The sequence below is a fragment of the Collinsella sp. LCP19S3_F2 genome (genome assembly GCF_052121015.1).
Lineage (GTDB): Bacteria > Actinomycetota > Coriobacteriia > Coriobacteriales > Coriobacteriaceae > Collinsella.
Map to the genome: position 1 here is coordinate 237,359 of NZ_JBQKFA010000003.1, position 15,405 is coordinate 252,763.

The 15,405-nt window shown below is 60.9% G+C and carries 10 protein-coding genes and 3 tRNA genes; 9 read left to right on the forward strand and 4 right to left on the reverse strand.

Annotated elements, in window-relative coordinates; genetic code table 11:
• Positions 1 to 17: 17 nt before the first annotated feature.
• Positions 18 to 1,436: an alpha/beta fold hydrolase gene (locus tag ACTQX9_RS04135; RefSeq protein ID WP_441540571.1), complete on the reverse strand. Its 1,419-nt coding sequence runs from the start codon at positions 1,434 to 1,436 to the stop codon at positions 18 to 20.
• 113 nt (positions 1,437 to 1,549) lie between these two features.
• Between ACTQX9_RS04135 and ACTQX9_RS04140 the strand changes: the two genes are divergently transcribed.
• Positions 1,550 to 2,836: a glutamate-5-semialdehyde dehydrogenase gene (locus ACTQX9_RS04140; RefSeq protein ID WP_441540572.1), complete on the forward strand. Its 1,287-nt coding sequence runs from the start codon at positions 1,550 to 1,552 to the stop codon at positions 2,834 to 2,836.
• A gap of 171 nt (positions 2,837 to 3,007) precedes the next feature.
• Entirely contained in the window at positions 3,008 to 3,607 is a 600-nt protein-coding gene (locus ACTQX9_RS04145) for an HD domain-containing protein (RefSeq protein WP_441083210.1), read from the forward strand.
• A gap of 753 nt (positions 3,608 to 4,360) precedes the next feature.
• On the opposite strand, the gene ACTQX9_RS04150 is transcribed toward ACTQX9_RS04145, so the two are convergent.
• Positions 4,361 to 4,846, reverse strand: coding sequence for a CarD family transcriptional regulator (locus tag ACTQX9_RS04150; protein ID WP_154518254.1), 486 nt, complete (start codon positions 4,844 to 4,846; stop codon positions 4,361 to 4,363).
• A gap of 342 nt (positions 4,847 to 5,188) precedes the next feature.
• Here ACTQX9_RS04150 and argS point away from each other — a divergent pair, with 342 nt between their 5' ends.
• The 4 genes from argS to ACTQX9_RS04170 all read left to right on the forward strand — a co-directional run bounded on the left by argS (position 5,189) and on the right by ACTQX9_RS04170 (position 12,618).
• Complete coding sequence (gene argS / locus ACTQX9_RS04155) at positions 5,189 to 7,042, forward strand: arginine--tRNA ligase (RefSeq protein WP_441540573.1); 1,854 nt, start codon at positions 5,189 to 5,191, stop codon at positions 7,040 to 7,042.
• A gap of 979 nt (positions 7,043 to 8,021) precedes the next feature.
• Positions 8,022 to 10,400, forward strand: coding sequence for a transcription termination factor Rho (rho, locus tag ACTQX9_RS04160; RefSeq protein ID WP_441540574.1), 2,379 nt, complete (start codon positions 8,022 to 8,024; stop codon positions 10,398 to 10,400).
• Between the two features lie 313 nt (positions 10,401 to 10,713).
• Positions 10,714 to 12,162 carry a hypothetical protein gene (locus tag ACTQX9_RS04165; protein ID WP_441540575.1) on the forward strand — a complete coding sequence of 483 codons (1,449 nt, stop codon included), beginning with the start codon at positions 10,714 to 10,716 and terminating at the stop codon, positions 12,160 to 12,162.
• Between the two features lie 6 nt (positions 12,163 to 12,168).
• Positions 12,169 to 12,618: a VanZ family protein gene (locus ACTQX9_RS04170; RefSeq protein WP_441540576.1), complete on the forward strand. Its 450-nt coding sequence runs from the start codon at positions 12,169 to 12,171 to the stop codon at positions 12,616 to 12,618.
• A gap of 113 nt (positions 12,619 to 12,731) precedes the next feature.
• On the opposite strand, the gene ACTQX9_RS04175 is transcribed toward ACTQX9_RS04170, so the two are convergent.
• Together ACTQX9_RS04175 and ACTQX9_RS04180 are read right to left on the reverse strand one after the other, a co-directional pair.
• Positions 12,732 to 13,622 (reverse strand): ROK family protein, encoded by an 891-nt coding sequence (locus tag ACTQX9_RS04175; protein WP_441540577.1) that lies wholly within the window; start codon positions 13,620 to 13,622, stop codon positions 12,732 to 12,734.
• A 141-nt stretch (positions 13,623 to 13,763) separates the two neighbouring features.
• The gene (locus ACTQX9_RS04180) at positions 13,764 to 14,945 is read right to left on the reverse strand and encodes a pyridoxal phosphate-dependent aminotransferase (protein ID WP_441540578.1); all 1,182 of its coding nucleotides are present in this window, start codon (positions 14,943 to 14,945) and stop codon (positions 13,764 to 13,766) included.
• 165 nt (positions 14,946 to 15,110) lie between these two features.
• Between ACTQX9_RS04180 and ACTQX9_RS04185 the strand changes: the two genes are divergently transcribed.
• The 3 genes from ACTQX9_RS04185 to ACTQX9_RS04195 all read left to right on the forward strand — a co-directional run bounded on the left by ACTQX9_RS04185 (position 15,111) and on the right by ACTQX9_RS04195 (position 15,404).
• A tRNA-His gene (locus ACTQX9_RS04185) sits at positions 15,111 to 15,187 on the forward strand.
• A 22-nt stretch (positions 15,188 to 15,209) separates the two neighbouring features.
• Positions 15,210 to 15,285, forward strand: a tRNA-Lys gene (locus ACTQX9_RS04190).
• A gap of 43 nt (positions 15,286 to 15,328) precedes the next feature.
• A tRNA-Lys gene (locus ACTQX9_RS04195) sits at positions 15,329 to 15,404 on the forward strand.
• The last annotated feature ends 1 nt before the right edge of the window (position 15,405 follow it).

Here is a 15,405-nt window from a genome sequence, read left to right on the forward strand (position 1 = left end):
TGGGGGACACTCCTTTGCTAGAAGATTCGGCGCAGGTCTCCGCGGTTGAGGGCCTCGTCGAAGAGGTGCTTGAACACCATGCTGCCGTGCAGGCCGTCGTGCTCGAACTCGTTGGTCACCCAGGCGTGTGAGTTGCCCACGCGGCTGAGCGTGTCGAGCTGCAGGCCCGAATCCACGTACATGTCGTCGAAATACACCGCGGCTTGGAGCGGCACCTCGTTGCAGGCCAGGCGCTGCGGGTCGTAGATCTTGTCCCAGCTGGTGTCTTCCATCAGCAGGTCCATGGCGGGCTTGAAGGGCTTGAGCTCGGGCATCTGCTCAAACATCCACGGGAACATGGCCTCGCCGGTAAACATGAGTGGGCGCGCGAGGGTGTCGAACTCGGCACGATGGGCCTTTTCCTCGGCGGCTGCCCAGCCAATGGGCATCGTGTCGCCATCGGCGTAGATGAACTCCTGTAGCGTCCAGTACAGCGGATTCGTGCGCGTGTTGGTGCGCTCGAAGGCGCGCATCAAAAAGCTGTCTGATACCGAGGATCCGCAGCTCAGCGTACCGTCGCCATTAACAAACGCGTGGTCGATAATCCAGTGCATGCGCTCAAAGCTCGGCTTCATGCCAAAGTCGCTGCCCATGAGCTGCAGGCGCTCGACCGTCATCGGCGAGCCGTCGGGCAGCGCGGGCTTTTGCTCCTCGAGGGCATCTGCCAGGGCCGCCACGCGCTCGACGTCGGCGGGGTAGCGGTCGTAATACTGCTGAGTCTTGGCCGCCATACGCGGGAAGGTGTGCGCGTAGACCTCGCTGGCACTCGCCGGTACGTGCGGAATGCCGCCGCAGGTAAAGCTCGCCGCCACGCCCTCGGGGAAGAGCGACAGATAGCTCAACGTCAAAAAGCCGCCGTAGCTCTGGCCGAGTGTGACCCAGGGCTTGCCGCCAAAGCCCACCAGGCGCAGGTACTCAAAGTCGCGCACGATGGAGCTGGCGAGGTGGCGCTTGAGGAAGTCCGCCTGCGAGCGGGCCGCATCGGAGCCTGCCGCCTCGGCGCGCTCGCCCAGTGCGGCAATCGTGCGCCCGTCTACACAGCTGCTGCGCCCGGTACCGCGCTGGTCGGGCAGGACGACGCGGAAGTGCTTGACGGCCTCCTCAATCCAGCCGTCGCTTGTGGGCGACAGCGGACGCGGGCTCTCGCCGCCGGGGCCGCCCTGCAAAAAGAGGAGGAGAGGCAGGTCGTCGTTGATACGGTCGGGAGCGCAAACCACGCGGTAGAAAAGCTTGATGCTCTCGGGTGCGCCGGCAATGGGCGCCGGCATGGCGCCGCGGCGCATGGTACTGCCGAAGGCCAAAAGCATTGGCTCCAGGCCGCGCCAATCCAAGGGGACGTCGATGCTGTGGTCCTCGACATAGAGGCCGGGGACGTGGTACGAAGTGATGAGGGCCATGCGGTACTTCCGTTCGTTGCGGTGTTTCGGGTTGACCAATTCTACCGCCATGCGCGAGGGCATGCATAAATCGGCTACCATGGTTGGCAAACAACTAAGAGAAAGGGCCGTCCATGTCGGTCGATATAGCCACGTATGTCCACGATCTTGCCGTTGCCGCCAAGGCAGCGTCGGCCTCGCTTGCCACGGCGAGCGACGAGCAGCGCCAGGAGGCCGTGCGCGCCATGGCCGCGGCGCTGCGCGATGGCGTCGATTCCATCGTCGCCGCCAACGAGCTCGATATGTCCGCTGCGCGCGATGCGGGGACCTCGGCGGGGCTCCTCGACCGTCTGCTGCTGACGCCCGAGCGCGTCGAGGGCATGGCCGCCGGCCTGGAGAAGCTCGCTGAGCTGCCCGATCCTGTCGGCCGCGTGCTCGACCACCGTGTACTTGCAAGTGGTGTGGACCTCACCCGCGTGAGCGTGCCGCTGGGCCTGGTCGCCATGGTCTATGAGGCGCGCCCCAACGTGACGGCCGATGCCGCGGGCATCTGCATCCGCACCGGCAACGCCTGCATTCTGCGCGGCGGTTCGCTGGCCTATCACTCGTGCGCCATGATTGCCGAACTGCTGGCCGATGCGCTCGAGGCCAAGGGTTTCCCGCGCGAGGCTATCTCGATGATCGAGTCCACCGACCGCGAGGCCACCGGCGAGCTCATGAAGCTTCGCGGCATCGTCGACGTGCTTATTCCGCGTGGCGGTGCGGGCCTGATCCAGCGCTGCGTGCGCGAGTCGCTTGTGCCGGTTATCGAGACGGGCACGGGAAACTGCCACATCTACGTGCATGAGTCGGCCGACTTTGACAAGGCGCTCAACATTATCGTCAATGCTAAGACCCAGCGCGTGGGCGTGTGCAACGCCGCCGAGTCGCTGCTTGTGGACCGCGCCGTGGCAGATTCGTTTTTGCCGGCGGTCGTGGCCGTGCTGCACGACCACGGTGTACTGATTCACGGCGACGAGGCCATGTGTGCCGCATGCGCCGCCGCCGGTCTTGCCGAGGGCGACGACTACGTGGCCGCAACCGAGGAGGACTGGGGCCGCGAGTACCTGGCGCTCGAGATGAGCGTGAAGGTAGTGGCGAACGAGAACGAGGCCATCGCGCACATCAACCGCTATGGCACTATGCATTCCGAGGCTATCATCGCCGAGGACGCGGACGCTTGCGAGCGCTTTTTGGATGAGATCGATGCCTCGGCCGTGTATGCCAACGCCAGCACGCGCTTTACCGACGGCGGCGAGTTTGGCCTGGGCGCCGAGATCGGCATTTCGACCCAAAAGCTCCACGCCCGCGGCCCCTTTGCCGCCGAGGCCCTCACCACCTACAAATACAAGCTCCGCGGCACCGGCCAGGTCCGCCCCTAAACCTACCAAAAAGGGACAGGTTTATTTTGGCAGGTTTTATCTGCGGTTTTGCCGGGCGACGCGTTCGCCCGGCTTTTTTCTCCGTATGCCTTTTCTGCCTTTCGGCTTGATCCGCGGCGATATACGATAGTGACACCGTGTCTTAGCACCGACTCACCTGGAGGTATTGCCATGTCTCAGACGCTTTCCGCCGGAATCACCCGCGACCGTGCGTTCGAATTGCTCAACGAGCACAACAAAGATCCGTTCCACATCACCCATGGTGAGACGGTCGAGGGCACCATGCGCTACTTTGCGCGCGAGTTCGACCCCGAGAACGAGGAGTTTTGGGGCATCGTCGGACTGCTGCACGACCTGGATTGGGAGGAGCATGAGGACGACCCCGTGAACCACACCATCTATGCGGCCGAAATCCTCAAGGGCGAGGGTGCATCGCCCGAGCTCATCCGCGCCATCCAGACGCATACCTCGGACTTCAATACCTCGCTGCCCAAGCCCGAGCTGCAGATGGAAAAGATCCTGTTTGCCTGCGACGAACTTACCGGCCTGATTGGGGCTGCCGTGATCATGCGTCCGAGCAAGAGCGTCATGGACTTTACGACCAAGTCGCTCAAGAAGAAGTTCAAGGACAAGCGCTTTGCCGCCGGCTGCTCGCGCGACGTGATTACGCAGGGCGCCGAGATGCTGGGCTGGGAGCTCCCCGAGCTTTTCGACCGCACCATCGCGGCCATGCAGTCCTTCGCGCCCGACCGCGACACCTTCCAGGCCTAACCTGCCAAAAAGGGACAGGTTTATTTTGGCAGGTTTTATCTGGGAAGACGCTTCCGTTGAACGTTATTCAGCGGAAGCGTTTTCTGTTTAACATGGTGGCGCTTGCGAATGGCGGCGCCTCGCGGCAGGTGGCTGCGCTTCGCCGTACCCGTAACTCGGCAAACGCGACGTTAGGACGCGTTCTTGATAATCCATGTTCCGAGTCCGGTCAACAGCTGAACCTGCTTAACGGTTAGCCCTTGTTTTCGAAGCGCGAGAATCGCCTCATTGCGAAGTGGCTTGGAGACAGATTTGAGTTCCGTCGGAGCGCATCCTGCGACACTCTGCACGATTGCCGTGCCAAATTCGCATAGATCTTCCTCGCGAACCTTGGCTGTTGCGCTGGGGCGATAGGGAAGCGACGGCGCACTTTCCATGAGTTGAAGGTATGAGCAAGGTGTTGGGAATAAAACACCGACAACGCTGCCGGTGACATGCGGCCGTGACCTGGCACTCATTAGATACTCGCGATGGCTGCTCCAGGGATATTCGACGTATGCCGCCAGTCCTGCTTTTTGCGGATACGGGCGTTGGTTGCGTCGATCTGGACGGCCCTCGCGTGATGTCATCACAAATGGGCTTCACGCATTTTCGCAGCGATAGAAAAATGGCCGGGGCTTACAAACAAAACGGAGCACCCGACCATTTACCAATTGTTTGTTGACGTTTCCCCAGATAAAACCTGCCAAAATAAACCTGTCCCTTTTTGGCAGGTTAGTTGAGGGCGGCTTGGGCTAGGCGGGCTTCGGCGTCTTCCTCGGTGACGCCCAAGGCCACGGCAATCTCCTCGATGGAGCGGCGCTTGGCTTCCTTGAGTACGCGCATGTAGTAGGAGCTGGGCTTTTTATCTGCTTCCTCGGCCTGGCGAATACGGTGCATCATTGTTTTTGCCACGCGGACCGTCTCGGGCGCACCCAGCTTGAGCTGCTGCTTAAAGTGCGTCTCCTCGAGCGAGCTGTTGCGCTCGGTAAAGGTGTCGCACTCCAGCTCGTCGTAATGGCTCAGTAGGTGCTCGGCATCTTGCTGGGAGATGGCGGCATGCAGACGGTCGGCCTGCGCCACGGGGTACATGAGGATCGTCTGCGCATGTCCCTGCTTGGTCTCGAGCAACAGCATGGGCTGCGGTGTGTCTTCCCTAAAACCGACGACGGTGCAGACTCCCTGACCCGGATGAATGACGTGTTGACCGATTGAGAACATGCTACCTCCAGCTTATACGAATTTACGTATGTCTAGAATACCACGCTGACGTGCGCAAACCCTTACTTTATGCAGGAAAAGCACACAAATCCGATAGGTAAGAGTATTCGATATTCTGAGCTGCCCATGCAGATGTATATTCATTTTCGGCGGGTGCACAATCAGCAGGCAGACCGCCATCTTTGAATGGCCTTGCGACAACTGTGGTCAATTTTGTGCATATGCAATATCGATTGACTTTACCCTGCGACAGTAGTTATCGCTTGTGATAGAGTGCTGCAAACTCTGGCTTTTGCCCTACGAGTGACCAAGAGCTCGGGGGCTTTAACACAAGGAGGATCTATGCCCGAGAAGATTGAAGAGCTGGTACGCGCTGCGCTTGCTGCGGCCCAGGAGGCCGGCGACCTTTCCGCATTTGAACTTGACGATTGCGCTATCGAGCGACCGGCTGACACTTCTCATGGCGAGTGGACCTCCACCATGGCCCTGAAGTCCGCCAAGCTGGCTCACTGCGCCCCGCGCAAGATCGCCGAGGCCGTCGTTGCCCATATGCCCGAGGATCCCGCGATCGAGAAGGTCGAGATCGCCGGCCCTGGCTTCATCAACTTCTACCTCTCCGTCTCCGTTAAGAATGCCATCTTCGGCGAGGCCCGCGAGAAGGGCATGGACTTCGCTAAGTCCAACGTCGGCGGCGGCCTGAAGACCCAGGTCGAGTTTGTCTCCGCCAACCCCGTCGGCCCCATGCATATTGGCCATGGCCGTTGGGCCGCTCTGGGCGACTCCCTCTGCCGTGTTATGGACCATGCCGGTTACGATATCCAGCGTGAGTTCTATATCAACGACCACGGCTCTCAGATGAACACCTTCGGCAACTCCATCAGCACACGCTATATGCAGCTTGCCGACATCATCGCCAAGCAGGGCGTGGATATCGACGAGGCTCACAAGCTGCTGATTGCCGACCGCGATGCCTTTGTTGCCGACGAGAACGACGAGCATCCCGAGACCCATCCGTATCAGGACAACTTTGCCGAGACTCTGGGCAAGGATTCCTACGGCGGCGACTACATCATCGACGAGGCCGCCGAGTTCTGGCGCACCGACGGTGACAAGTGGGTCGACGCCGATCCGCAGGAGCGCATGGAGAGCTTCCGCGAGCGCGGCTACGTAAAGATGGTCGACAACATGCGTAACCTCTGCCACGCCGTCAACTGCGACTTCGATCGTTGGTTCTCCGAGCGCTCACTGTATGTGAAGGACACCGAGGGCGAGACCGCCGGCACCTCCGCCGTCGACCGCGCTTTCGAGAAGCTCGACAAGATGGGCTACCTCTACACCAAGGACGGCGCTCTGTGGTTCCGCTCCACCGACCTGGGCGACGACAAGGATCGCGTCCTGATCAAGTCCGACGGCGAGTACACCTACTTCGCCTCCGACGTCGCCTATCACTGGGACAAGTTCCAGCGCGTCGACCACGTCATCGACATCTGGGGCGCCGACCACCATGGCTACATCGACCGCGTCCGCTGTGTCTGCGACGCTCTTGGCTATCCCGGCAAGTTCGAGGTTCTGCTGGGCCAGCTCGTCAACCTGCTGCGCAACGGCAAGCCCGTCCGTATGTCCAAGCGCAAGGGCACCATGGTGACCCTGCAGGAGCTTGTTGACGAGGTCGGCTCCGACGCCGCCCGTTACACGCTCATCTCCAAGAGCTCCAACCAGATGGTCGACTTCGATATCGAGGCCGTTAAGAAGCGTGATAACTCCAACCCGGTCTACTACGTGCAGTACGCTCACGCCCGCGTGTGCTCCATTCTGCGCCGTGCCGCTGACGTTACGCCCGAGCAGGCTGATGAGATGGGCATGAAGGCCGTCGCCGCCAAGGCCATCGGCGAGAACGTCGATTACTCGCTGCTGACCGACCCCACCGAGCTTGCCCTTTCGCGTAAGCTCAACGAGCTCACCGACCTCATCGCCAGCTGCGCTCGCGACCGCGCCCCGTTCCGTCTGACGCACTTTGCCGAGGAGCTCGCCGGCGACTTCCACAGCTTCTACGCTGCCTGCCAGGTGCTTCCGAGCGAGGGCCGTCCCGTCGACCCCGAGCTTTCGCGCGCCCGTCTGGCCGCTTGCGACGCCGTCCGCGTGACGCTCGCCCTGGTGCTCGCTCTGGTTGGCGTTTCCGCACCCGAGCAGATGTAATCTACGGGTCGTTTGACCGTGTAGGTTTGGCTTTGCTGAGCCCTATAAGCCCGATCTCCATACGGAGGTCGGGCTTTTTGCGTTTGGCGGGGCTTTTTGGCGTGTTGGAAAATGCTACAAAAACGCAACTATACCGGTTTACGGGGCTGAATCGCTGCCTGGCGACCATAGCAACAGCAGCGAAAATAAAATCGTAGGTAGACGGCTTGCCGAATATTAAAAATGCAGGGTATGGTTGGCTTACGCCGTTCTTGCACCGTAATCCGCGATCGTTTTGAAAACGACCCCTTGGGGACGGAGGAAAACGGATCATTTTTGTCCGGTGGGAGACGGTGCGAAACCGTCCGCCACGAATCGGGCTTATCTACTACGTTTAGTCGCATACCCCGAACCATGCCGAAAAGTACGATATTAAAACCGCAGGTAGCGGGCTTGCGATTTTAGGAAGATCGAGGGGATGGTCAGGGGTCGCGGGTCAAACGTAGTAGATAGGCGCGTTTCGTGGCGCGGCTATTCCGGATGCCACGGCTTCACTCCTCTGGTGCGACAGAGGAAGCGCTTTTGAGGGAGAGTGTCCCTTTTGACCAGTTGTATAAGAACGTCCAATGACTAAGTTGCAGGTGGTGGCGGTTGTGTTACACTAACGCTGCGTATTTGACGCAATCATCTCGATACAGATCAATGATGTCCGTTGTGTTTTGAACGGAGCTAGACTGTTTAGCCGCCCTGAAGGTTTATGCAGGGAGCATGTGATCACAGGGCTTTAAAAGAAAGTTGAGCAAACACTGTGTCTGATCAACAGCAAGAAAATGAAATAAGCACGGCACAAACCACTCCCGCTGCACCGGTTGCGTTGGACCAAATCGCGAAACCCGCACCGTCGCAGGCGTCGGTCCCCGAGACACACCAGAACGCTGCCTTGGCTTTGAGTGAGAAGCCTGTTCCCGTCGCACCTGTTACCGGGGAGGAGGCTGCGCCCGTGAAGCCCAAGCGCACGCGTCGTGTGGCCAAGCCCGCTGCGGATGGCGATGAGGCTGCAAAGCCCAAACGCCGCACCACGCGCACGACGCGTGCCAAGCGTCCGGTTTCCGCCGAGGTTTCGGCGCCGCTTTCAGATGAGGTTGCGCAGGCCCGCGCGCTTGCGCAGATCAGCGAAGCCCAGGTTGTTCGTGCTCGCCGTCGTGCCGCAGAGCGCGATGCTGCGGCTCTGACCGAACTCGCGGCTTCGTCCGCCCCCGAGGCGCCTTCGGCTCCGGCTCCCGAGCAGGTAGCAGAAAAGCCGGCTCCGCGCACGCGCCGTCGCACGGCGGCCAAGGTCCAGCAGGCTGCCGAGCAGGTTTCGTCCGATGCCGCCGAGACCCCGGTTCGCTCTGCGGCGGAGGAGGACGCTTCCTCTGCTGAGTCTGTCGTGCCTGCCGAGGCCGGCGGTGCATTTGTCGTCGATCCTGCTTTGCGCCCGCATCGCCGCGGCCGCAAGCCCAAGGCATTTGTCGAGGCGGAGAAGGCGGCCGCTGCCGCGGCTTCTGTCCAAGATGCCCCGGCGTTCGTCGAGCCTACAACGGCTGCCGTGGTTTCGGCCGAGGGCGCTGATGTTCCTGAGGTCGCTGTTTCTGCCGCTGCCGAGTCTGCCGACGTTCGTCCCGGGCGCAGCCGTCACACCGCAGCCAAACGCCCAGCTAAGGCAGAGGCGAAGTCCGGCGCCGAATCTGCGGTAGCTGAGTCTACCGAGGCGAGTGTCGACACGACTCCCGAGACGGAGGGCACCGATCGGTCGGCAGGCGAGAAGCCCAAGCGCACGCGCAAGAAATCTTCCAAGACCAAGTCTGCCGAACAGCAGGGGGATGCTGAGCAACAGCCCGAGTCCGACGCTAAGTCGGACGGCGAGACCCTGGCGACCGCCGATGCGCCCACGACGCCTGCCGTCGAGAGCGCTGAGGCCGAAGAGGGTTCCCGCCCCAACCGTCGTCAGCACAAGCGTAACGATGAGCGCAGCGAGCGCAAGGATGATCGTAACAACGACCGCCGCAGCCGTCAGCGCGACCGCAAACAGCGCAATAAGGAGCGCAATGCTGCTCCGACTGAGCCCACGCTTTCGCGCGAGGAGCTCGCGGCCATGAAGGTCGCCGAGCTGCGCGAGAAGGCCAAGGAGTTCGAGATTGAGACGACCGGCAAGAAGAAGGCCGAGCTCGTCGAAGAGATCTACACTACAGCCGCGAAGGCCGAGGGCTTCCGCGATATTAAGGGCATCCTGCAGATTCGCCCGGACAGCTCCGGCATCATCCATGCCCACGGCTACATGAAGTCCAATGACGACGCCTTCGTGCCCGCCTACCTCATCCGCTCCGCGCGTCTGCGCACGGGCGACGTGATCGAGGGTTCGCTTCGTCCCTCGCGCGGCGGCGACAAGCGTGCCGGTCTCGCCAAAATTACGACCGTCAACGGCCTTGATCCTGAGCAGGCCCGTAACCGCCCCAAGTTCGGCGATCTCACGCCGGTCTACCCCAATGAGCCGCTGCGCATGGAGCATGGCAAGGATTCCATTACCGGTCGCGCCATCGATATCGTGTCGCCGATCGGCAAGGGCCAGCGTGGCCTGATTGTGTCACCGCCCAAGGCCGGTAAGACTACGATTCTCAAGAAGATCTGCCAGTCTATCTCGATCAACAATCCCGAGGTGCACCTTATCTGCCTGCTCGTCGACGAGCGCCCCGAAGAGGTCACCGATATGCAGCGCTCCATTGAGGGCGAGGTCGTGGCCTCCACCTTCGATATGCCCGCCGACAATCATACCCGCGTGGCCGAGCTCGTCATCGAGCGCGCCAAGCGCATCGTGGAGTTGGGCGGCGACGTCGTGGTGGTGCTCGACTCCATCACGCGTCTTGCCCGTGCGTACAACCTGGCGGCGCCCGCCTCGGGCCGCATCCTTTCGGGCGGCGTCGATTCGGCGGCCCTGTATCCGCCTAAACGCTTCCTGGGTGCTGCCCGCAATATCGAAAACGGCGGCTCACTCACCATCCTTGCTTCCGCCCTTATCGATACCGGCTCCAAGATGGACGAGGTCATCTTTGAGGAGTTCAAGGGCACCGGCAACATGGAGCTCAAGCTCGACCGTGACCTGGCCGACCGCCGCATCTTCCCGGCCATCGACCCCGTTGCCTCGGGCACGCGCAACGAGGACCTGTTGGTCGACGAGCAAATGCGCCCGTTTGTCTTTGGCCTGCGCCGCATCCTCGCCGGCATGAACAACACCGAGCGCGCGGCAGCGTCGTTTATCAAGGGCCTTAAGGGCACTAATACCAACCAGGAATTTTTGGTGCGTTCGGCTAAAAAGCACAGCGACTACGAGCAGACGTTCTAGTCCGTCCGCTGCACGCGACAGCAACCATAGACATGCCAGAAGGGCCGGGGTTTAGATCCTGGCCCTTTTCGTATAGCCGCTCGCCAACGATTATTGACCTCACGACCGGCAAGCAGCGATTTTCCCGTTTCAATTCCGCTTCGTCGCTTGCAATCCCCAAGGGGGTTTCGCATAATAGCAGTTAAGCTTCGCGACGGAAAACGCAGATGAAACGAACCTTATACCGTTGCTTTGGGGCTCAGGCCCCGCTTCATCTTCTCTCGCGCAGCCAACTGAATGATGCGATTTGGGTGCTGGAAGATGGGGAGAGCTCATGGCTTCTTCTGATGCAACACAACGAGCAGTCCTTGCCGGACTTTCCTGCGGGATCGGCCTTGCCGCACCCGTGGTCGTGTATGCCGCTACACTGCCGTTTTCGTCGATCAACGAGACGGTCGTCGCGGGTGCTGTTCCCTTTGCCGTGGGCGCAGTGGCCGGCGTGGGTATCTATGCCGCCTCGCTGGGTATCTCTGAGTATCGTGCGGAGCACGATGGCCGCCTGTTTGAGCCCGATGCCGTGGGCGGCGCCGCTCAGTTTAGTCGGACCTACAACGAGTTCAAGACCGCCTCTATTCCCGTTCAGCAGGAGGAGGCCGCTCCCCGGGCTGCTGCTCCTGTCACTTTGGACGAGCAGGGTCAATCCTCTTCGCTTCTCTCCGGTCTGACCGGCGCGTTTCAGCGCCGTCATGCCGATGATGGCGTTCCGACCATCGCCCGTGCCGCCAATGCCATGGACGAGGCCGATGCCTGGGCTATGATCGATAGCATGCTCGACGACGATTCGCCGGTTAGCTGCGATCCCGCTCGCTCGCGCGATATCTACCAGGTCGCAATTGACGAGCTCACAAACGGTGGAAAGACTGGCTCCTATAACCGCGACGACATCGTTGCTGCCGCACGTGCCGTCTCGGGCTCTCATGCCGCCCCTGCGGGCAGCACTGCAGCTTTCGTGGCGCTTGTGGCCAACGCTGCCAACAATGCCGCCTGTAACGGTGCTTCTTCGGCTGCGTACGCCTCTGCCGCGGCGGCCGCTTCGACCGGCCAGCAGGGCGCAGCTCAGCCGGCTCCTGTCGCCGACCCCTTTGCCGATGAGCCCCTGGTTGTCGACGAGGAGACCATCGCCGCTCGTCGTGCTGCCGAAAGCTCGCTTTGGGGCGCTTCGGCCCAAATGCAGGCCGCGGAGGCGGTGCCGTACAACGCCAAGCTCGCCAGCATGCCCATCATTTCCGATGCCAAGGGTGTGGATCTCACCGATTTGGACGAGCCCGCCGCCATCACTGCCTCTATCGATGCCCAGAATCGCGTGGATACCGACAGTCTCCCCGATGCCTCCCTCGAGGAAGATATCCCCATGGCCGATTATTCGGGCCACGAGAACATGTGGGCCGCCGCCATGGCGATCATGGCCGAGGTCGCCGAGCCCGCCCCCGCGCCGATGCCCACGCCTGCAGCCTCACCTGTCTCGGTTGCTCCCGTCTATGTCGGCCGCCACAGCTCCGTGTTTCCCGAGGATACCGCGCGTATCTCGCGCGAGAGTATCGAGCGCGCCGAGGCTATCGCCGCCGGCGTTATGGAAAACCGTCGCCATGAGCGCGTCAATCAGATCCTTGAGGAAGAGATCGAGCGCCTGCAGTCCTCTACCGCCAAGCGTACGGGCCGTGCCTATTTGAGTGTTATCGAGGGCGGTACCGCCAGTTTTACGCCGCTTCGTGCCGAGGCCTAGTTCTGCATGATTAAGATCGATCGTAAGTGGGCGGTTGCGGCCTGCGTCATGGTGTTGCTGATCTGGGGCAATTCACTGGTTCCCGGCACGGGGTCCGGCTCACTGAGCTTGGCGATCATGGAGGACGTCCGCGGGTTTTTGCATAGCTTGAGCCTGCCGTATGAATGGGTAACCAACTTTGTCGTCCGCAAGTGCGCACACTTTACCGAGTATATGGTGCTCGGTGTTTTGGTGACACATGCCTTTGATATCGAGGGTCGACGCACTTTTGACAGACTGCTTCCCACGGTGGTTTTTCTGTTGCTGGTCCCCTCAATCGACGAGACGATTCAGTTATTTGTGCCGGGGCGCGCCGGTATGATTACCGACGTGATGATTGACTGCTGCGGAGCGGCTACCGGCGTCATGCTCCGATATCTCCTCCGATCGCTTGTATGCACCAAAAAGGCCGCCTAGGACGTTTTTCTTGGTCCTAGGCGGCCTTGTGCGTTTGGGGGCCCTGCAGGACGCGATAGCGTTGTCTGCGCGTTATACGGGCCCGGCAATACCGTGTGTCGTTGGTGCACCCTTTACTGGAGCGCCTGTGCGCCAAGGGCCAGACAGCCCATGATGCCCTGCTTACCCTCGAGGCTGTTGTTGACAATGTAGGTATCGATGTCGTTGACCTCGGGCGTGACGATATAGCCATTGAGCATCTCGGCGCACTTTTTGCGGGCGAGCGGCACGATGGGGGTGTGGTCGGCCACGCCGCCGCCGATGATGATCTTTTGCGGCGCATAGCACAGCGTGTAGGTCATGAGCGCCTGTGCCAGGTAGCCTGCGAGCAGGTCCATGGCCGCCGGGTCATCGGCCATGTCTCCGGCGCTTTTGCCATCCCAGCGCTTTTTAATGCCGGGGCCTGCGATGAGGCCCTCGAGGCAGTTGTCGTGGAAGGGGCAGCCGCTGTGCTCGCCGATGGTGTCGCGCGGATCGCGTGTGACCAGGATGTGCCCTGCCTCGGGATGCATCATGCCGTGCACGAGTTGGCCGCCCGAGAGCACGCCGGCGCCCACACCGGTGCCGATGGTCAGATACACCACGTCGGTGAGGCCCTGGGCGCAACCAAAGCTGACCTCGCCCAAGCAGGCGACGTTGACGTCGGTATCGTAGCCACAGGGAATATTGAGCTCGTTTTGGATGGTGCCCAGCAGGTCAAAGTAGCGCCATGCCGTCTTGGGCGTCTCCAAGATCTTGCCGTATTGGGGCGAGGCAGGGTTGACTGCAGTGGGGCCAAAGGCGCCGATGCCCAGCGCGGCGATGCCCTTGTTTGCAAACCATGCGTTGACGGTCTCAACGGTCTCCTGCGGGGTCGTGGTTGCGATCTGCTCACGCTCCAGAACCGTACCGTCTGCATAGCCCGTGGCGCAGACCATCTTGGTGCCGCCGGCCTCGAGCGCTCCGATAAGCTGCTGCTCTGCCATAGTATTCCCCCCCCCTGGGACGAGTTGTTCCGTGACTAAAGTATAGCGCTTTAAACAAATTAAGAAAGCGCTATAAAAAGAAGCCCCACAACGCGCGTGCGGTGCGGGGCTTCTTTGGGTGCTTTAGTTGCCGGGCCGTCCTTACCCGCGCGGATTGATTTTATCGCGTAGCGACTTGAGGTTCTCCAGCGCCGCGTTAATCGTCTCGTCTCGCTTGGCAAAGTGGAGGCGAATCAGATGGTTGACGGGCTCACGGAAGAAGCTCGAGCCGGGCACAGCGCCCACGCCCACCTTAGACGCGAGGTCCTCGCAGAAGTCGAGGTCGCTGTCATAGCCAAACTCAGAGATGTCCATCATGACGTAGTAGGCGCCCTGCGGCACGTTATGCTCAAGACCAATGCTATCGAGCCCCTGACAGAACAGATCGCGCTTGGCTGTGTAGAGATCGAGGACCTCCTGGTAATAGCTGTCGTCGAAGTTGAGAGCGGTGACGACGGCTTCCTGCAGGGGGGCGGCGGCACCCACAGTGAGGAAGTCGTGGACCTTCTTGATGCGCTCGGTAATCTGGGCCGGGGCGATGGTGTAGCCCAGACGCCAGCCGGTGATGGAGTACGTCTTGGACAGCGAACTGCAGCTGATGGTGCGCTCGAACATGCCGGGCAGCGTGGCCATATAGACGTGCTCGTGGGGCGCGTAGACGATGTGCTCGTACACCTCGTCGGTGATGCAGTAGGCGTCGTACTTTTTGCAGAGATCGGCGATAAAGGTGAGCTCTTCGCGTGTAAAGACCTTACCGCAGGGATTGGAAGGGTTGCACAGGACGATGGCCTTGGGGTCGTTGTCGCGGAAGGCCGCCTCGAGTGTCTCGCGGTCAAAGTCGAATGTGGGCGGGTTGAGCGGCACGTAGATGGGCTCGGCACCCGAAAGGATCGTGTCGGCGCCGTAGTTCTCGTAGAACGGCGAGAAGATGACGACCTTGTCGCCGGGGTTGGTGACCGTCATCATGGCAGCCATCATGGCCTCGGTGGAGCCGCAAGTGACCACGATGTTCTGGTTGGGGTCGATCGGTATGCCCATAAAGTGCTCCTGTTTGGCGGCAAGCGCCTCGCGCATGGCCTGGGAGCCCCAGGTGATGGAGTACTGGTGGTAGAGCGGTTTGGGATCGGTGGCGATGGTGCCCAGGCTCTTGAGCAGCTGCGCTGGGGGATCAAAGTCGGGGAAGCCCTGCGAGAGGTTGACGGCGCCGTACATATCGGAGATGCGCGTCATGCGGCGGATGACCGAATCGGTAAACGTTGCCGTGCGATTGGAGAGTTCTTTCATGCTTGTCCTTTCGAACATCGGGGTGGGGCAAGTTTACTCCTATGGAACCGGTGGGATTTGCTCGAAATGGATCCGAAAAACTCTTTTCAAAATTCTTGAAAATTGGGGCTTGCGTCGCGTGGCGTTCCTTGCAATAATAGTCGAGCGCGAAGCGCACAGGACACGGTGGGTGTAGCTCAGTTGGCTAGAGCGACGGGTTGTGGTCCCGTAGGTCGAGGGTTCGAGTCCCTTTACCCACCCCAGTTCTTGCTTCGTGTTGATATCGGGTCGTTAGCTCAGTTGGTAGAGCAGGGGACTCTTAATCCCAAGGTCCAGGGTTCGACCCCCTGACGGCCCACCACACGATATCTCCTCTAAAGTCCGCTACTACGGACTTTAGCTTTGGGTCGTTAGCTCAGTTGGTAGAGCAGGGGACTCTTAATCCCAAGGTCCAGGGTTCGACCCCCTGACGGCCCACCAA